The organism is Sinorhizobium fredii NGR234, assembly GCF_000018545.1.
GTDB classification, from domain to species: Bacteria; Pseudomonadota; Alphaproteobacteria; order Rhizobiales; family Rhizobiaceae; genus Sinorhizobium; species Sinorhizobium fredii_A.
In genome coordinates, this window is sequence record NC_000914.2 from 82,207 (window position 1) to 98,116 (window position 15,910).

General features: G+C 59.5%; 14 protein-coding genes. 9 read left to right on the top strand and 5 right to left on the bottom strand.

The features are described from left to right. Window position 1: 1 nt before the first annotated feature. The 3 genes from nolU to nolB are packed head-to-tail and all read right to left on the bottom strand — an operon-like array spanning window position 2 to window position 2,010. Complete coding sequence (nolU, locus tag NGR_RS30055; protein ID WP_010875107.1) at window positions 2-640, bottom strand: nodulation protein NolU; 639 nt, start codon at window positions 638-640, stop codon at window positions 2-4. Next, window positions 637-1,506, bottom strand: coding sequence for a nodulation protein NolT (gene nolT / locus NGR_RS30060; protein WP_010875108.1), 870 nt, complete (start codon window positions 1,504-1,506; stop codon window positions 637-639). The genes nolU and nolT overlap by 4 nt, the downstream gene beginning before the upstream one ends. A 9-nt stretch (window positions 1,507-1,515) precedes the next feature. Then, entirely contained in the window at window positions 1,516-2,010 is a 495-nt protein-coding gene (gene nolB, locus NGR_RS30065) for a nodulation protein NolB (protein WP_010875109.1), read from the bottom strand. A gap of 155 nt (window positions 2,011-2,165) precedes the next feature. Between nolB and nolW the strand changes: the two genes are divergently transcribed. The 9 genes from nolW (at window position 2,166) to nopL (ending at window position 13,447) form a co-directional block, all read left to right on the top strand. Further along, window positions 2,166-2,870, top strand: coding sequence for a nodulation protein NolW (gene nolW, locus NGR_RS30070; protein WP_010875110.1), 705 nt, complete (start codon window positions 2,166-2,168; stop codon window positions 2,868-2,870). A gap of 280 nt (window positions 2,871-3,150) precedes the next feature. Next, complete coding sequence (nopX, locus tag NGR_RS30075) at window positions 3,151-4,941, top strand: type II secretion system effector nodulation protein NopX (protein WP_010875111.1); 1,791 nt, start codon at window positions 3,151-3,153, stop codon at window positions 4,939-4,941. Window positions 4,942-5,126: 185 nt separating this feature from the next. Then, entirely contained in the window at window positions 5,127-5,555 is a 429-nt protein-coding gene (locus NGR_RS30080) for a ParB N-terminal domain-containing protein (RefSeq protein ID WP_164924715.1), read from the top strand. After that, a complete protein-coding gene (locus NGR_RS30085; RefSeq protein ID WP_010875113.1) occupies window positions 5,555-6,928 on the top strand; it encodes a Y4yA family PLP-dependent enzyme in 1,374 nt (457 codons plus the stop codon). Before NGR_RS30080 ends, NGR_RS30085 begins: the two co-directional genes overlap by 1 nt. Beyond that, entirely contained in the window at window positions 6,929-7,939 is a 1,011-nt protein-coding gene (locus NGR_RS30090) for a cysteine synthase family protein (protein WP_010875114.1), read from the top strand. It begins immediately after the preceding gene. Further along, window positions 7,936-9,075: an NAD/NADP octopine/nopaline dehydrogenase family protein gene (locus tag NGR_RS30095; RefSeq protein ID WP_010875115.1), complete on the top strand. Its 1,140-nt coding sequence runs from the start codon at window positions 7,936-7,938 to the stop codon at window positions 9,073-9,075. Before NGR_RS30090 ends, NGR_RS30095 begins: the two co-directional genes overlap by 4 nt. Then, window positions 9,075-10,961, top strand: coding sequence for an IucA/IucC family protein (locus tag NGR_RS30100; protein WP_010875116.1), 1,887 nt, complete (start codon window positions 9,075-9,077; stop codon window positions 10,959-10,961). The genes NGR_RS30095 and NGR_RS30100 overlap by 1 nt, the downstream gene beginning before the upstream one ends. Beyond that, window positions 10,958-12,172 (top strand): MFS transporter, encoded by a 1,215-nt coding sequence (locus NGR_RS30105; protein WP_010875117.1) that lies wholly within the window; start codon window positions 10,958-10,960, stop codon window positions 12,170-12,172. Before NGR_RS30100 ends, NGR_RS30105 begins: the two co-directional genes overlap by 4 nt. 258 nt (window positions 12,173-12,430) lie before the next feature. After that, entirely contained in the window at window positions 12,431-13,447 is a 1,017-nt protein-coding gene (nopL, locus tag NGR_RS30110) for a type II secretion system effector nodulation protein NopL (protein WP_010875118.1), read from the top strand. Between the two features lie 439 nt (window positions 13,448-13,886). On the opposite strand, the gene NGR_RS30115 is transcribed toward nopL, so the two are convergent. Both NGR_RS30115 and NGR_RS30120 read right to left on the bottom strand, forming a co-directional pair. Next, a complete protein-coding gene (locus tag NGR_RS30115) occupies window positions 13,887-14,453 on the bottom strand; it encodes a CpaD family pilus assembly protein (RefSeq protein ID WP_010875119.1) in 567 nt (188 codons plus the stop codon). A gap of 9 nt (window positions 14,454-14,462) precedes the next feature. Next, window positions 14,463-15,890, bottom strand: a complete 1,428-nt coding sequence (locus NGR_RS30120; protein WP_164924716.1) for a type II and III secretion system protein family protein — start codon at window positions 15,888-15,890, stop codon at window positions 14,463-14,465. Window positions 15,891-15,910 lie beyond the last annotated feature (20 nt).

Consider the following 15,910-nt stretch of genomic DNA (forward strand, 5'->3'; position numbering starts at 1 on the left):
ATTACGGGCTCTCCATCTCGAAATGGGCTATCACGAGCGAAAACAACCCGCTTGAGGCACCATCGTGCTCAGGCGCCGGGTTCTCCGCGGCTGTACCGAGCGGCAAGCGTAGAAGCACGCGATTCCGCTCAAGCGCTGGCCTTATGTTGAGCCAAGCACCAAGACAAGCATGTCCATCGTGTTCGATTTGCAACGCAAGTTTTTCCGGATCAGAGATCAATTTGTCTGCGATAGCATGCGCCAGATGTCGGATGCCAAATGCGTGCGCATCAGCGCCAATACGTTCAACGAGCCGGGCGAGGTCACGCTGAGAAACGACTTTCAGAAGCGAACGGGCATGCCAAATACTTCCGGCAAGAAGAGCAGCGCGACGAGGATCATGGCCGCGCAGGAGATCGGGCCCCCATCCGATTCGGTTCCAATCCATGTCATTGCCAAGCAGCAATTCTGCCAGTCGTGGCTGAAGCCTCGCACACTTCTGCAACTGCACCACTGTCGCAGCCGACAACTCCGGATCGAGACGGGCGGCAAGACGCGTCGGATGGGTCGACGCAGCAAGCTCGCTCCTGGAAACGGAGTGCGATTGGAACGAAACATCAGGTTGGGTAGTCTGTATCGCTATCGGCATTGGTAATTTCACCTACGCCCTAGCCCCGGTATCTTTTTACGAATAGCCGCGAGAGCGGAAACACCGGGGCGCTCCTGGACTCTAGATAGTTCGCCAGTTAATTGCCTGCGCCGATGCCCAAGAACGATGAACAAGAGGTAACACGTCACAGCGAACACTGCAGCGGAAACACCCACCGCGACAGCCAGGAGCGGCTCTGGGATAGGCCTAGATGCTTGAGCCAAGTCAGTCGCCAGTAAAGACCGTTGCTCTTGTGCGGACCTTTCCACCGGCACCAAAACCACTTCTACCTTGTCGTAGGCCAAGCCTTCGATGCTTTCGGCGACGAGCATCTTTATCTTAGGCAGCAGAGCTGGGAGATTCGTTTTGGCGTCGTGGCGGATAAAGACCGAGGCTGATGACGGTGTGTCGCCTGCTCGCAGCAGGTCGTTATGCGGCAGTACCACATGAACACGCGCCGAGAACACGCCATCGATATCGCTGATCGTATGCGACAACTCTTCGCTAAGGGCATAGACGTAACGTGCACGCTCCTCGGTCGGTGATGCAATCAGGCCCGAACCTTGGAATATTTCGCCAAGGTTCTTGAAAGATTGGCGCGGCAGCCCCTTGGCATTCAGGAGCTTGATTGAGAAGGCGAGCAACTTTTCGTCGACCTGGATTGTGCTGGTGCCATCCTTACCGGCCACCCGGACCGCATCAACCCCGCTGTCCATCAGAAGCGCGAGCATCTCATTCGCCTCGCGCTCTTGCAGCTGGGTATAGAGATCGACCTTGCAACTGCTCAGAGCCAGGAGAAGTGGCAGCACGACGAGGCGAAGCGGTCGCCGGCCAGACGTGTCGCTGCTCGTTGTGTCGCCATGGGCTGAGCCGAACATGCGCGCAACTCACCCTTCCTTTAATAGTTTGTTTACGGATGAGGTGATGCCGCTGATACCCTTCGAAACAAGAGCAACTTGGGTCACGCCATTATAAAGATCCCGCAGACCGGCAACCATCACGTCAAAATCATGCCCCCCTTGCGGGATTCCCAACCTTTCGGTGCCCGCCCCACCTTCGACAGGGAGCTTCTGCGACGGCCCGGGCGGAGCGCCGCTTATAAGGGCCGCCTTATGGTTGGGCGCGGCAGCAGCAACTATACTATCCGGGCAAATCGAAGAAATCGTCTGCAGCACGCGATCCTCCAGCGGGCTCGTTGGCGCCGCGCGGTGAACGTCCATCGGCGGAGAAATAGGCGCCGTCCTCACTGGCGTTGAAGCAGTATCGTTTTTCATCGAATCAGCCGCCTGTGCCAGAGCACGCTCAAACTGAGCCTGCTCGCCGAATGACGATGACGCGACCCTGGGGAGACTGTTAGAGATTGACGTGACAGGCAGCATCATGAGAAGGACTCGATTACTTAACTCTTTGACGTGGAACTCTAGCGAGGCGAGCTGACGACACGCTGACTACCGGCAGCGTCGCTTGCCCATTGAAGAGTGATGTTAGTCGAGTTGAACCGCATGGGAGATTTTCAGATTTGGTTTATCAAGACGAGATGCCGACAACGCCGATCCCATTCACACCGCTTCATATGTTTAGGAGACTGCTCTGTGTCGGGCTTTTTCTATTTGCCGGAATCCACACAACTCTCGGGGCCACCCTGCCACTCCCCTCGACCTCCTATAAGTATACGGTTCTAGATCAGGATCTCTCTGCCGCGTTGCAGGAGTTCGGCAACAACCTGAAAATCAGTGTTAACATCAGCGCAGAGGTGAAGGGGCGGATTCGCGGGCGTATACCGGAGTTGTCACCGCGCGAGTTCCTCGACCGATTGACCGATCTCTACGATCTCCAATGGTATTATGACGGGGTTGTGCTCTATGTGTCTGCTGCAAAAGAAGCACAAACTCGGATGCTTGTGTTGAGTTCAGTTCACTTTAGTGCTTTCAAGCTCGCCCTCGATAAGCTTGACATCTCTGATGAGCGCTATCCGGTGAGACCCGCGCCGGGAAATGGCCTGGTCTTAGTGTCCGGCCCGCCGCGCTTCATGGCGCTCATCGAGCAGACGTTGAACGGTCTACTGGCAGTGGCGCAGGCGCAGCCTCGCGCAACCGATACGCCCGCCAGGGAATCTGTGATGGTACTGTTTCGGGGCTCCTCCACCACGGTCGTCCGCGGCGGGAGACCGGAAGTCTTTTATACTTCTGAGATGCTGCCAGAGAACGACGATGGCGGGAAGGCTGAGCTGAGCAAGAAATGAAATTCAGACTTTAGGATTAGAACCTCACTGCGGTCACCTCTTGATTGTTATTCGTCTGAGCCTCGTCAGTTTCTCGAAAGCTAAACCGCTCATGATGTGAATCGGTAGCTCCAACGATGTCGCCGACCATTGTGCCGGAATTGACCTTTGTAGCTAGCATGGAGCGAAGCAATCAAAAGCACGGTTACTCCAGCTGAGGCTTTAAGATTGTCACTTCGTGAGCGCAAGCGCCTTATAGAAGGTCCTTGTGGAGGGACAACATCACGTCTGAGGATGCACAATGTCGGCCAGCAACCTTTTACCAATGATCAGCTCTAATCCTGCACAGTTCGCCCAGGCGTCGCTCGCCAAAGCTTTCGCGCCTCGGGTAGCCCAGGGGCAGCAAAGCGTATTGTCCTTCGAGGCGATGCTGTCCACTAACATGCTAGACAGGATTGGTCCTTTAGCCAGTCGGGAGGACCTGCCGCCGCCGGATGCCGAGTCGACCTTGGAGGATTTGCAGAAGGACCCTTTGGCCCTACTGCCCCCCCACATGAGGGCGGCGATCGAATCAATGGATCAGACCCCGCAGTCGGCTGTTGTGATCGATGACCATTATGTCGCGCCAGCTCCCATACAAAGCTCGAGAATTACCTGGAACGGTGGATCGCTGACTAAGCCTGAGTTGCAGATTGTCGCAGTGCTGAACCGTCACAAGGATCTGTGCCCACTCAGTTGGGAGTCGCTGGAGGCTAAAGCCAATGATCCCTCTACTCCGCCGGATCTGAAAGCGGCAATCGAGGCATTGCTACAGGATCCCGAACTTTTTTATGCAATCGGCTCGCAAGGCGATGGTCGCTGTGGAGGCAAGATCAGTGCAAAGGACTTGTCTGAATTTTCCAAACATCACCCACAAGTTGCCGCATTTCAGGAAAGCCAAGCGCAAAGCTACGCGCAGAACTACATCCCATCCGACAGCGCCGAGAATGCCCAGCCATCGGTCATGACCGAGAACGATGCTCTACGGGAGCTTTACCGGTACTCGGAATATCTTCCCAAGAACCTGAGTCTGGCCGACTTCAAGCAGATCGTCGACGGCGAAGCGAAAACAGGCAAATGTCCACCCCAGGTCATTGCGGCGGCTCAATACTTCGTCAGTCATCCGGAAGAATGGAAGCAGTTGTACGGTGGTAATATAGATAAGGTCCACAAAGAGGACTTCCTGCAAGTGGCCTCCTCGTCGATGAGCCTCACACAAGCCGAGCTGGACACGCTCAAGACAATTAACAGCCATCAGGAGTTATTTTTCGGGAGCGGTGATCTCACACGCGACAAGCTGGCGAGTATGGCAGACGACAAGAGCTTGGATCCGAAAGTACGTGAAGCTGCCTCGCAGCTCCTTTCAGATCCTCTTCTGTTCGGTCTGCTAAACAATGCGATTACGGGCTATAAGACTCATCATGGATTTTTCGACTTCGGTGGCGGACATACGGTCGATTCTGGCAACGTCAGCAAAGAAGACTTTGGCCGTTTCTACACAAATATGACTACGGCAAACCGCACCGTTCAGCAGCCAAAGTTCCATGTGCCGGAAACTGAGGCTGCGCAGAACGCTGTCGCAGACATGAAGATGGGCCTGGCGGACCAGCCTGACATCAAGTCACCGAAAAAGAACGGCGGAGCCCTCATGCATGTCGTCGACTCCGTGCTGCGGGTAGGATCTAAAGTGCTTGACTGGGCTGCAACGGCCGTGGGAGTGCTCAGCTTCATTCCGGGAATCGGACAGGTGGCCGATCTCGTATCCATGACGCTTGCATGCGAGGCGCAAGCCGCAAATCTCCTCCGTACAGCGATTACCGGAGGCAATATGAAGCAGGCGCTGATAGAAGCTGGCATAGGGGTCGCAGCACAAGCAGTCGGCCTTGTCTCGGGACCCGGGGTCAAGCTGGCTATTCGCAACGGGCTCGCAAGGAAGGCGATTGAAGAGGCCGCGACGGCCGGGATTAATCTGCCGCTTTCAATGGCGCAGCACTATGCAGAAGGCTATCTGAACGACCTGAAGGCACGCCTTGCGGCCGACCATCCGGCCTAGGCCGTCGGCCTTCCCGGCTAGTTCATGACCCCATTTTGCCATGTGGGTATCCTCACCGCGCCTCGCCGGCCGCTGTCGCTTGCACATTTGCGAGCGACGAGGCAGCGAACGCGCAGGAGACTAGACGTGAACGCGGATAATCAAGATATGTGCGATGCGAAAGAGCGAGCGTGAGGCCGGACCGCATGGAACATTGCCTTCTCTCCGCAGCACAATTGATCCCAACAGAAGAGGTGAACCCTGACAGGGTCGATGCACTAAAGGCCCAAATCCTGCAAGCAGGCTCATGGACCGCGCCAATAACAGCCGAGAAGGATGCCTTGTTCGTGATTGACGACTATCACCGGTTGACGGTTGCGCATCGCCTCCGGCTCACCAGGATGCCCGTGGTTCTCCTCGACAATGATTCGGTGCGGGTAGAGAGTTGGCGCCCAGGTGGGAACATTACTCCGGCTGAAATCTTCGCGATGGCGCGCAGCGGCCGCAAGTTTCCCTACAAGACGACCCGGCACGTTTTTGCCCACGGCTTGCCGACATGCGATGTGCCGCTTGAGCTTTTGAGCAGTCCCACTCCGATGGAGATCGCGCCGGTCTTTTCCGCGGGGGCGCTGTGATGACGCTGCATTGCCAGAAGATCGGCCATGGGCTGCCACCGATTCTGCGATCGGCGACTGCGGACCTTCTCACCAAATACGGTCCTCTTCTTTTCGATTGGGCCGCCCGCCACGGCTCCCCGCTCAATCTGGTCTGGCCGGATGCGTTGCGGGAGAATCTTGCCGCCTTGAAGGGCGTACTGACGGAGCGCCGCCTCGAGCATGCGATCTATTACGGGGCGAAGGCCAACAAATCGCCCGGGCTCATGCAGGCAGCGCTCAGCGCAGGCGCCGGGCTCGACGTCTCCAGCCTCTACGAGCTTCGCGACGCAAGGCGGCTTGGGGCCGATGGTGCCAGGCTCGTGGCGACGGGACCGGCGAAGACGAGCGCATTTCATCAAGAGCTGATCAATTGCAACGCGCTGATATCGGTGGACTCGCCGGAAGAACTGGAGGATCTCATCCACGGTCTGCCGGCAGATGCTGGCCAACAGTCCATCCTCTTGCGTTTGCGGCCGAGGGACCAAAGCAAGAGCCGCTTCGGCATGCCGCCCGACGCGGTCGTTCATTGCCTCGCTCGGCTTGCCGGTGAAGGCAGGGTGCGTTTCGACGGGCTGCATTTCCACCTCAGCGGCTATCGCCGGGAGACCCGTGTGGCAGCGCTCAGAGAGGCCGCCGACCTCATTGCCGAAGCCAGGCGGATGGGATTTTTTCCGGGCATGATCGATATTGGCGGTGGCCTGCCTATCCAATATGTCGACCGAGCCAGGTACAAAGCGCATCTCGCGGCGCAGGCGCCCGAGGACTACCGCACCGGGAAAATACCGGACTCTTTCTATCCCTATGGCAGCACTCTTTCAGCAGCCGACTGGCTGCACCGGCTCTTGGAGGCGGAGATGAACCAGGGCCGAAGCGTAGCCGGCTACCTGGCGCGTGAGGGTCTCACGCTGGCGATGGAGCCCGGCCGCGCGCTGGCCGACCAGGCGGCGATCACTGTCTTTCGAATCTCGCGGGTGAAGGCGCTCGGTCCGGATTCGCACGTCATCTTTGTCGAAGGTAGCAGCTTCAGCGCCTGCGAAACTTGGTTCGCCTCCGAATTCCTGATCGACCCTATTCTCGTGCCTGCCACCAAGGCGACCGTTCAATTGCCGCCGGTCCGCGCCTATCTGGCCGGCCATAGCTGCCTCGACGAGGACGTCATCAGCAACCGGTGGCTGACGTTCCCGACCGCGCCGCGCGCTGGCGACCTGCTCGTATACGCCAACACCGGCGGCTACCAGATGGACCTCCTCGAAAACGAGTTCCATCGCCATCCCATGCCCGCTCGCTTCTGCGTCATCGAAGACGCCGAAGGGCGGCCCAATCTCGTTCCCGACACAATTGGAGAGGTTTAGATGCTGCACACGACCGTAACACAATTGATCGGCCAGACGCCGGTCATGTCGATCGACGTGCCGGGCCGCAACGCCACCTTGGTTCTGAAGATCGAGAAGAACAATCCCGGCGGCTCGATGAAGGATCGTATGGCTCGCAGCATGGTGATTGCGGCCCTTCAGGATGGGCGCCTCCCTCCGGGCGGCACGATCGTTGAATCATCGTCGGGAAATACTGGCACGGGGCTGGCGCTCGCAGCGCTGGAATTCGGGCTGCGCTTCATTGCCGTGGTGGACCACCATGCAGCGCCCGACAAGATCCGCATGATGCGGGCGCTAGGGGCTGAGATCCGCTATGTCGAAGGCGACTTTCGCGAAGACGAGGTCGCAGTCGTCGAGCGCCAGCGCCTCGCAGCGCAACTCGGCGCGCAGCTTCCGGGCGCGCTGTTCATGAACCAGTCCGACAACCCGGCAAATCCGGAAGGCTATACCGGCCTCGTGGACGAACTGGTTGCCCAGCTTCCCGACGGCATCGACGCCTTTGTCGGCTGCGTCGGGACCGGCGGCTCGATGACCGGAATCTCCCAGCGTCTGAAGCGTAACAATCCGGCCGTACGCACTATTGCCGTGGAGCCGGCCGGCTCGATCGTTTTCGGCAAGCCGGGGCACCCCTATTACCAGTCAGGAACGGGCACGCCCGCCGGCGATGAGGTCGGCAAGGTGCTGGACTATGGCTGCATCGACGAAGGCGTGCAGGTGACCGATACGCAAGCCTTCGAGACGGCGCGCTACATCGCCCGCCGCAAGGGACTGCTCGTTGGCGGCTCGACCGGCGGCGCCATCTACAAGGCGCTGGAGTTCATTGGCGCCGGCAAGCTCACCGGCACCGTCGTCACGACGGTTGCCGATGGCGGCGAGAAATATCTTGGCACGATTTTCGATGAGGAATGGATGGCGAAGCGCCGCCTGCTCGACCCGGCAATCGCTGCCCAGTTGGATGGCTGGCTATTCGGAAAGGCGCGGGCAGCATGAAGGTGACCATTTGCGGCGCTGGCCGCACCGGACATTTGAATGCGGTCCTTTTCAAGCAGAACCCGGGCATCGATGTTTCGGTCCTGACCACGTCCGCCACCGTGGCCGCGCGATGGGCGAGCGGGGACGGTCTCTGGCAAGCGGTGACGCGAGACGGTCGCACCCTGAGTGCTAGGCCCGACTACATCGGAACCGACCCGAGCGCGGCGCTCGACAACGCTGACATGGTCCTCATAACGCAACCCGCCCAGGCAAGATCCGCGCTCTTGCATCGTATAGCGCCGTATTTGCCGACGGATAAGAGCGTCTATATCGGCGCGATTCCCGGCTTTTGCGGCTTCGACTGGCTCGCGGCAAAGGTGCTTTCGGGGCGTGACAATGTGGTGATCTGGGGCATGAAGGACGTGCCCCATATCGCCTATGATCTGATTGCAGGCCAGCGCGTGCGGATGGGCGGCGCCAAGGCAGAGCTCTTCGTTGCCCTGCATCGCCGGGAAAGCGCTGCGAGCGCCGCCGCACTGATGGCGATGTTGAATCACATCTACGAGGCGCCCGTCAACCTGCTCAAGGACTATCTCGAAATCACGCTGACGCCGGGCAACGCGCTGATGCACCCGGCCGTGCTCTACGCGCTCATCGGCCCCGGCGCACCGTGGGAAAAAAGACCGTTCGACGAAGCCCTGTGCTGGTGGAGCGACTGCCCACAAGCAGGCGCCGAGCTCCTGGAAGCTTGCGATGCGGAAAACCAAGCGATCCGCCGGGCGAGCGAGGCACGTCTCGGCATTGATCTCAGCTCAGTGAAGCCGCTTCAGCAGGAACTGATCGAGGCCTATGGCGACCAGATTGGGGATGACCGAACCATGTACACGCTTCTACGCACAAATCGCGCCTATGCGGGCATTCCTGCCCCCCTCGTTCCCAATCCACATGGCCCGGGGCTCGTCATCGATCGCGGAAGCCGCGCCTTCCACGAGGATATCGCTTTCGGACAGGCGCTGCTCGTCACGATGGCAGAACGGCTCGAGGCGACGGTACCGGCGATCGCCAAGATCTATCGCTGGGCGTGCGACTACCACGGCAAATTGGCTGCGGGTACACCAGACTATGTCCCAGCCGACTGGCCGGAGGCCGCCTGATGGACGAGAAGACGCCCTCCGTGACGAATCCCGTCGAGAACGAGGATCTTGCGCTTTTGACGCAGGCATCGCGCAACGCGATCAACCGGCTGGTGCGCTGCCTGTTCGCCGAGCGCCTGCTCGCGCCGAACGCCTTGCTGTGGGCACGCGAAGGCCGCCAGGCCTGGTTCCCCCTCTGGCCCTCGCAGCGCATGCTGCACTTCACCGATCTCAGCCTCGCGCCCGCCGGAACCTTGCGGAACCGCGGACAGATCGAAGTGCTGGACGGCACCGGGGCACGGCAGCGGATCGATGATCCGGCCGCCCTGATGCGGGAGGTTGCCTCCTCTCTCGCGATCACGCCCGCTTCTGACGGACTGGAGCATCTGCTGCGCGACGTGGACAACAGCATGCGCAACGACATGCTGGCGCGCCGCGAGCGCGGGCGCTGGAGCGCCAGGCTGCGCCAGGAAATCGCCGAAGCCGGTGCGCCCGGCTTCCTTGCCTATCTCGAAAGAAGCTTGCCGACGCATTTGGCCGCGATGACCCTCGACCAATGGGGCGCGCTCGAAGGCCACCCGTTCTATCCGACCTGGAAGGCCAAGCCCGGCCTGGCGGCGGAGGAGGTCGCCGCACTGTCCCCCGAGTTCGGCGCGCGCGTGCCCCTGCGCATTGCGGCGCTCCGCAGCAGCTGGGCCTACGTCGAGAAGATGCCGCACGTCGGAAGCTATTCGGAATGGTTCGCTGAGAACTTCCCGGACCTCTCGCGCGATTGGGCGGAGGGCCTGAAAGCGCGGGGCCAGTCACCCGAGGACTGGCTGCCTCTGCCCGTCCACGCCTGGCATCTGGAGCACTTCGTGCGCCGCGAATTCGCGGCAGAGATCGAAGCCGGCATTTTCGATCCTGACGGCCCGGAGATCGTGACGTTGCCGTCCATGTCGTTTCGCACGATGCTGCCGACGACCGAGGCGCCAAGACCCTTCATCAAACTGCCGGTTGCGATCTGGATGACGAGCGAGCAGCGGACGCTGCAGGCGAAGTCGATCCATATGGGACCGCGCCTCAGCACGCTGATTTCCGACATTGTGTCGGAGGAGGATGACCTCAGGTGCAGGCTGGAGATCCTTACTGAAGAGCTTGGGGCGATTCTGCGTCATCCCGAAACCGGCGACGAGCATCTCGGCCGCTTTCTTTCGGTGGTCTATCGCAAGGCCGATGCTCTTGCCCGTCGAGATGGCTTGCTGCCGGTAACCGTCGCCGCGCTTCTGACCGCTGGCCCTGTCGACGGCCGGCCACTGATCTGCGAACTCATCGGAAAAAGCGGCGACGAGAGCGAAGCGGCGATCGCTGCGTTCTTCCGGCTCTATGCTCGCACCGTTGTCCGACCGACTCTGGCCATGTATCTCCTCTACGGCATTGCATTCGAGGCGCATCAACAAAACAGCACGATTCTTTTCGATGATCGCGGCCTGCCACGGAAGCTCTTGATCCGCGATTTCGGTGACGGCCGCAGTTTTGCACCGCTCTTCACCGAACGCGGTTATGAGCTGCAGCCGTTCAGTCGAGGGGGCATCCTGCCAACCACCTTCGACGACGATATCAGCCTCGTGCGCTCGTTCCTCATCAATGCGTGCTTTGTCTGCCATCTTCACGAGATCGCCCTTTGCCTGACCGAGCAATATTCGGTTGCGGGTGACAGCCTTTGGCGCGTCCTCAGGGAAGAAACGGAAGAGGCGTTCGAGACGTTGCGGCCGCGCATGCTCTCGGATGCGTTCTGGCTCGAGGAACGCCAGGCCTTCCTCGAACGGCCCTGGCCGGCACGCTCGGTCCTGCGGATGCATCTCGAGCGCTATCGCGACTACCGCATCGAGCACCAATTGCCCAATCCGTTGGCGAGTGCGGAATGACCAGGACAGTCGCGGTCCTGCGCGGTTTCGGACCGGTCTTCGCGCTGCTGTTCGGCCTTCAATTCATCTCCATGGGCGCCATGGAGATGAACGGTCCCTTCTGGCCGATTCAGATCAAGGCATTGAGCCCCTCGGACAGCGTCTTTGGCCTCGCGGGTATCGGCGTCTACGTCTGCCCGATGCTCGGCGTGTCGCTGACGAGTGCCTTTTGGGGACGTATGGGCGACCGGTACGGCAATCGCCTGATGATGGTCCGGGCCTTGCTGGGCCTGGCGATCACGCAACTGCTCGTCGCCTTCGCCCAGGATGTCTGGACCATTCTGGCGTTGCGCTTTCTGCAGGGGGCCTGCGCTGGCTATATCGCTCCGGCCCAGGCCTACGGCGTTGAGGTCACCGGCGGGCGCGATCGCGCCCGCCTCTTCGCCTGGCTGCAGGTGGCGACGAATGTCGGCTCCCTGGGCGGCGCTTTCCTCGGCGGGCTCATCCTCGACGCCTTGCCTTTTGCGGCCGTCAACCTCACCGCCGGGGTGATCTGCGCATTCTGTGCCGCAGTCGCCTGGACAAGCCTGCCGGTTCCACTAGGAGGAGCGGGACTCACGAAAACCGCGAAAGCAACAACAGTCTCTTGCGCGCCTTCCACGGGGGTGTCCGTGTTCGGACTACTTGCTCTGATGGGATTGCTGCTTGCGAGCAGGATGGTGCTGCAGGTGCCCTTTTCCCTCTATATGTCGGAGGTCTACGGCTCTCAGCATTGGATCACGGGATTGAGCTATGGCCTTCTTGCGCTCGGCTTTGTGGTCGCAGCGCCGGTGTGGGCCCGGACCTTCGAAGGGCGAGAGCCGTCTTTTGTGCTCGGATGTAACGTGCTGATCGCTGGCGGATGCTTCGTCGCCACCGGGCTCGCTGGCTCGACCCGTGCGATAGGGCTGTTCGCAGCGCTCTATTTTACCTGGGGCGCGCTGCTTGGAGGAACGACACCGGTTCTCCTGTCGCTCGTCTCGGCCGCGACGCGAAGCGAAAGGCAGGGATCGGTCCTGGGGCTTGCGCAGACCTGCCAGCAGGGCGCTTCGGTCGTCGGGATCATTGCAGGAGTCGCCGCCACGCAACGGTTTGGGCTCAAGGCAGCTTTCCCGCTCGTCACGGGCCTCTACGGCCTGTCTTTTCTCGTGGCGCTCGGCCTGTGGCTGAAGGCGCGCCAATCACGTCGCTAAAGAAGAAATATCGTGTTGAAACATTGTCTCTTGGCGCGTGCCATGTTGACAGCTGTTGTCTCTATCATCCTGGATCTGTCAACGGCCTTCGCCAGCGACGCGACGTTCGAGCGGACATAAGTCCGGTCTTCATTCGGTCCATCTGATTGTCAGCTTCTCGAAAGGTATGTCTCTTAACAATTGCAGGGCGGATTAGATGGTGATGCCGCCTCCGCATCGGAAAGGCTTGGGGCCTCCATATTTCAAAGGAGAAACAGGATGGATATCAATTCAACCAGCCCACTAAACGCAAGCCCACAGCCGGACTCTCCACCACCCGCCAACGCGAGTGCATTTGCGCATCAGCTGAGCGGATTTCAATATAGCCCTCCACATGCCGCTGACTCACTATTGCCGCAGGTTGAAGCCGATTCCCCATATTTGGACACCAGGCATCCCTACTCGCAGTATTTGGATTCGGCATATCCTTATCCATCACCTTGTGAATGGCAGCATGACCTGTATACCAGGACTAGGGAAAGGTCTCCCCATCCTAGCGAGCAGCGACCGCATGCTCGGGTGCTACAGGGCGCGCCCGAACACGACCAGGATCAGCACCTGGAAGCCGCGGGACCGCGAGAAGGATCATGGCAAGTGGGGCCATCACGATCTGGACCGTCGCAAGCCGGGCTATCCCCGTCCGCCACCCCACTGAACCCAAGCCCACCGCCGCATGCCACCGACTTAGAAACCAAGCATCCCTACTCGCAGTATTTGGATTGGGCGAATCCGTCATTGCTTGATTGGCAGCAGGACCTGCATACGCGGGCTACAGCTTCTCCCGCGCCACTGACCGCTGAGAGGGGAAGGTCTCCCCAGCCTAGCGAGCAGCAACCGCATGCTCGCGCGCTGCAGGTGCCCGAATACGATCAGGATTTGATATGGCAGCGCGTGGATGCCGCGGGGCCGCAAGCTGGACCGTGGCAGGTGGGACCATCACACTCTGGACCGTCGCAAGCCCGGCCATCGCACGCTTGGCCGTCCTCGTCCGCAGGGGCCGAGCCGGCTGAACTTTCTGATTTCGTTATGGATAGCGGCGTTCGTGCGTGGGACCACTGGTTCTTAGCTCCTCACATGGCCTCAGAAGACCAGATGAGCATGCTGAGGGCCACGGGGCTAATGCCAACCGCAGAGGTCCCGACAACAACGTTTTTGATGATGGGCATGCGGCACGTTGCCGAATTCCGAGGCGAGGGAGTCATTCGCATCAGGCCATCGGTGGATTTTGACATTTGATCTGCGGACTCGGGTGCGGGCTTTCCTGCAGAGTAGGCGTTCACGATCGAAGCGCACAGCGTATGCCCTGAAAGGGGCAGGAATTCTTAGCACCCCCGTCTGACCGGCGCCAAACGTTACAAGCGTCCAAGATATTGACGCAGTCAGACCTATATACACGTCGACTCAGCTTCGTATCGGCGAGACTGACGTACCGACCCTCTAACTGGCTGTCTGGGCGTCGATCGATCTTGCTTGTGCACAAGCGCCGATAGGGGCTCAACAATTTCCGTGCCGACTGACACACCGGCAAGTGATCCCATCCGATCTCGCCACATTCTCAGTGACTGCAACCGCGGTAAACAAAGTCGGGAGCGCCGCGCCGCTCATGCGGGTTGAGTGAGTTGAGGGGACACCCAACCCGGATGAAGCGATCATCGAGAACAGTCGCGTTCATGCCTCATAAGCCACCTTTACCCGTCGAGGTCCTGTAGGTGGTAACTGGTATGGCCGCCCGATCACCATCGCTGGGCTTGACAAATCTATTGCCGAGCAAATCGCGCGGATCGTTGATCATTACTGCCAGATTATGGCTCGTCGAACAGCCGATCGGCTGGTCGAAGAATTCGTCATTAAGTAACTGGCTGGAAAGCGACCGGCAGATTGGAGGGAGGGCATGATAGACAACGGCCTCTATCCGCAGGTGCCCGCGGTCATTTTGGTCAAGCAAATGGATGTTGGAAGCGCCGATGCCCATCTGTCTGGCTTGATGGACCGCCTCTGCGCTGAGCCGGGACGACCCGCTGATAACGAGGTGAAGGGCATCCCTCCGGCCGCGACTGGCCTTCCATAGGAAGGCAAGAAGACGCTGCTGTTCGGAAGCGTGAAAGCTCTCCAACTTCAAGACGGTGGACTCCTGTCGGACAAAAATCGGTGTCGGTTGCTCGACATAGATCGGTGCAGTGCTTGTGCAGCCTGCTAAGCTTGCTGTCAAAGCGAGCAGGTGAGCTATGATCCGCAACGTCATTCGGCACCACTATTCGATGATGAAGCCGAGATCGCCCTTGACGCTTGGCGCGTCGGTGCTGATAGCAGCGCGGGCTCGCGGCGGAGTGCCCAAAGCCGGAGCCATCCGGTCCGTGGGTGCGCTCATTTGGTTGGGGTTGGAGCCTGGCCTGACGATGTAAGGCGTAACCAAAATAACTAATTCCGACTCCTCCTTTTGAAACGAGGACGAACGAAACAGAGCGCCAAGGATCGGTATTCGGCCAAGCCAGGGAAATGCACTGATATCATTGTTGACGTTACGCCTGATGAGACCGCCAATCACGAAGCTCTGCCCGCTCGCGAGCTCGACGACTGTATCGGCACGCCGCGTGGAAACTGCCGGCACGGCGATCCCGTTGACTTGAACGGCACCTTGTAACGATAGTTCACTGACTTCCGGCTTTACGTGAATGTTGATTAGGTTGTTGTCGAGAACAGTTGGTACGAATTCAAGACTGACGCCGAAGCGGCGAAATTCCACCGAGGTTTGCCCATTTTCCTGCAGGACAGGAATGGGAAATTCGCCGCCGGCGAGGAAGCTGGCAGTTTCACCCGACATAGCAGTGAGGTTCGGCTCGGCCAAGACGGAAGCTATGTGCTCCTTAGCAAGCGCGTCGAGAACCGCGCCGACGCTGACAGCATCATTGTCGAATCCGATTTCTGCTGTACCGCCGCTACCAGTTGCCGAACCAAGTCCAGCACCTCTGTTTAACACACCCACCTTGAAATTGCCGAATTGACCGAACGCGGACAAGTTGATGCCGAGTGCTTTCAGACCGCTGCGGGAGACTTCCGCTACGCGCACACTGAGATTAACCTGCAAAGAGCCGGCGACCTTGATATTGTTGACGATCGGCGCACCGTCACCGAGAAATTGCTCAGTAACTCTTTTTGCAATGTCAACGACTTCGGCATTGGGCGCTGTACCGCTGAGGATTGCGCCGCGTGGCGTATAGCTGACGTGGATCGGGTAGTCGCCGACCTGGTCTCGCAACATGGCACGCAAATCTGCGATCGGCTGCGTTACTACAACATGCAACTCGGCGAGAGCCTCGCCGTTTTCGTCCAGAGCGAATAGGCTGGTCCGACCAAATTTCTTGCCAAAGACGAAGATCGTTCTATTGGAGGGTGCCTGATAATCAGCAATTGTTGGGTCGGCCACAAAGATGGTCGCGGCTGGCGCGGGCAAATGAACTGTCTTGCCCAGCGAAGAGGAAAGGTTCAGCGTGGCGTTGATGCTGTTGGGAGCGGCACGAGGCACCGCTTCATCCCCGTTGTTTTCGGCAGCGGCGGACATAGGAGACAACAGAACGAGCGCGTAGAGAAGATTGCTCCAGTATGGAACAGTTGGCCTTGAACCGACGATGGGGGTCGGCCATCGATCGGCGCTAGCATGACCAGTTGGAGTGGCTTTCAAGGCAGTCCTTCCTTCAAATT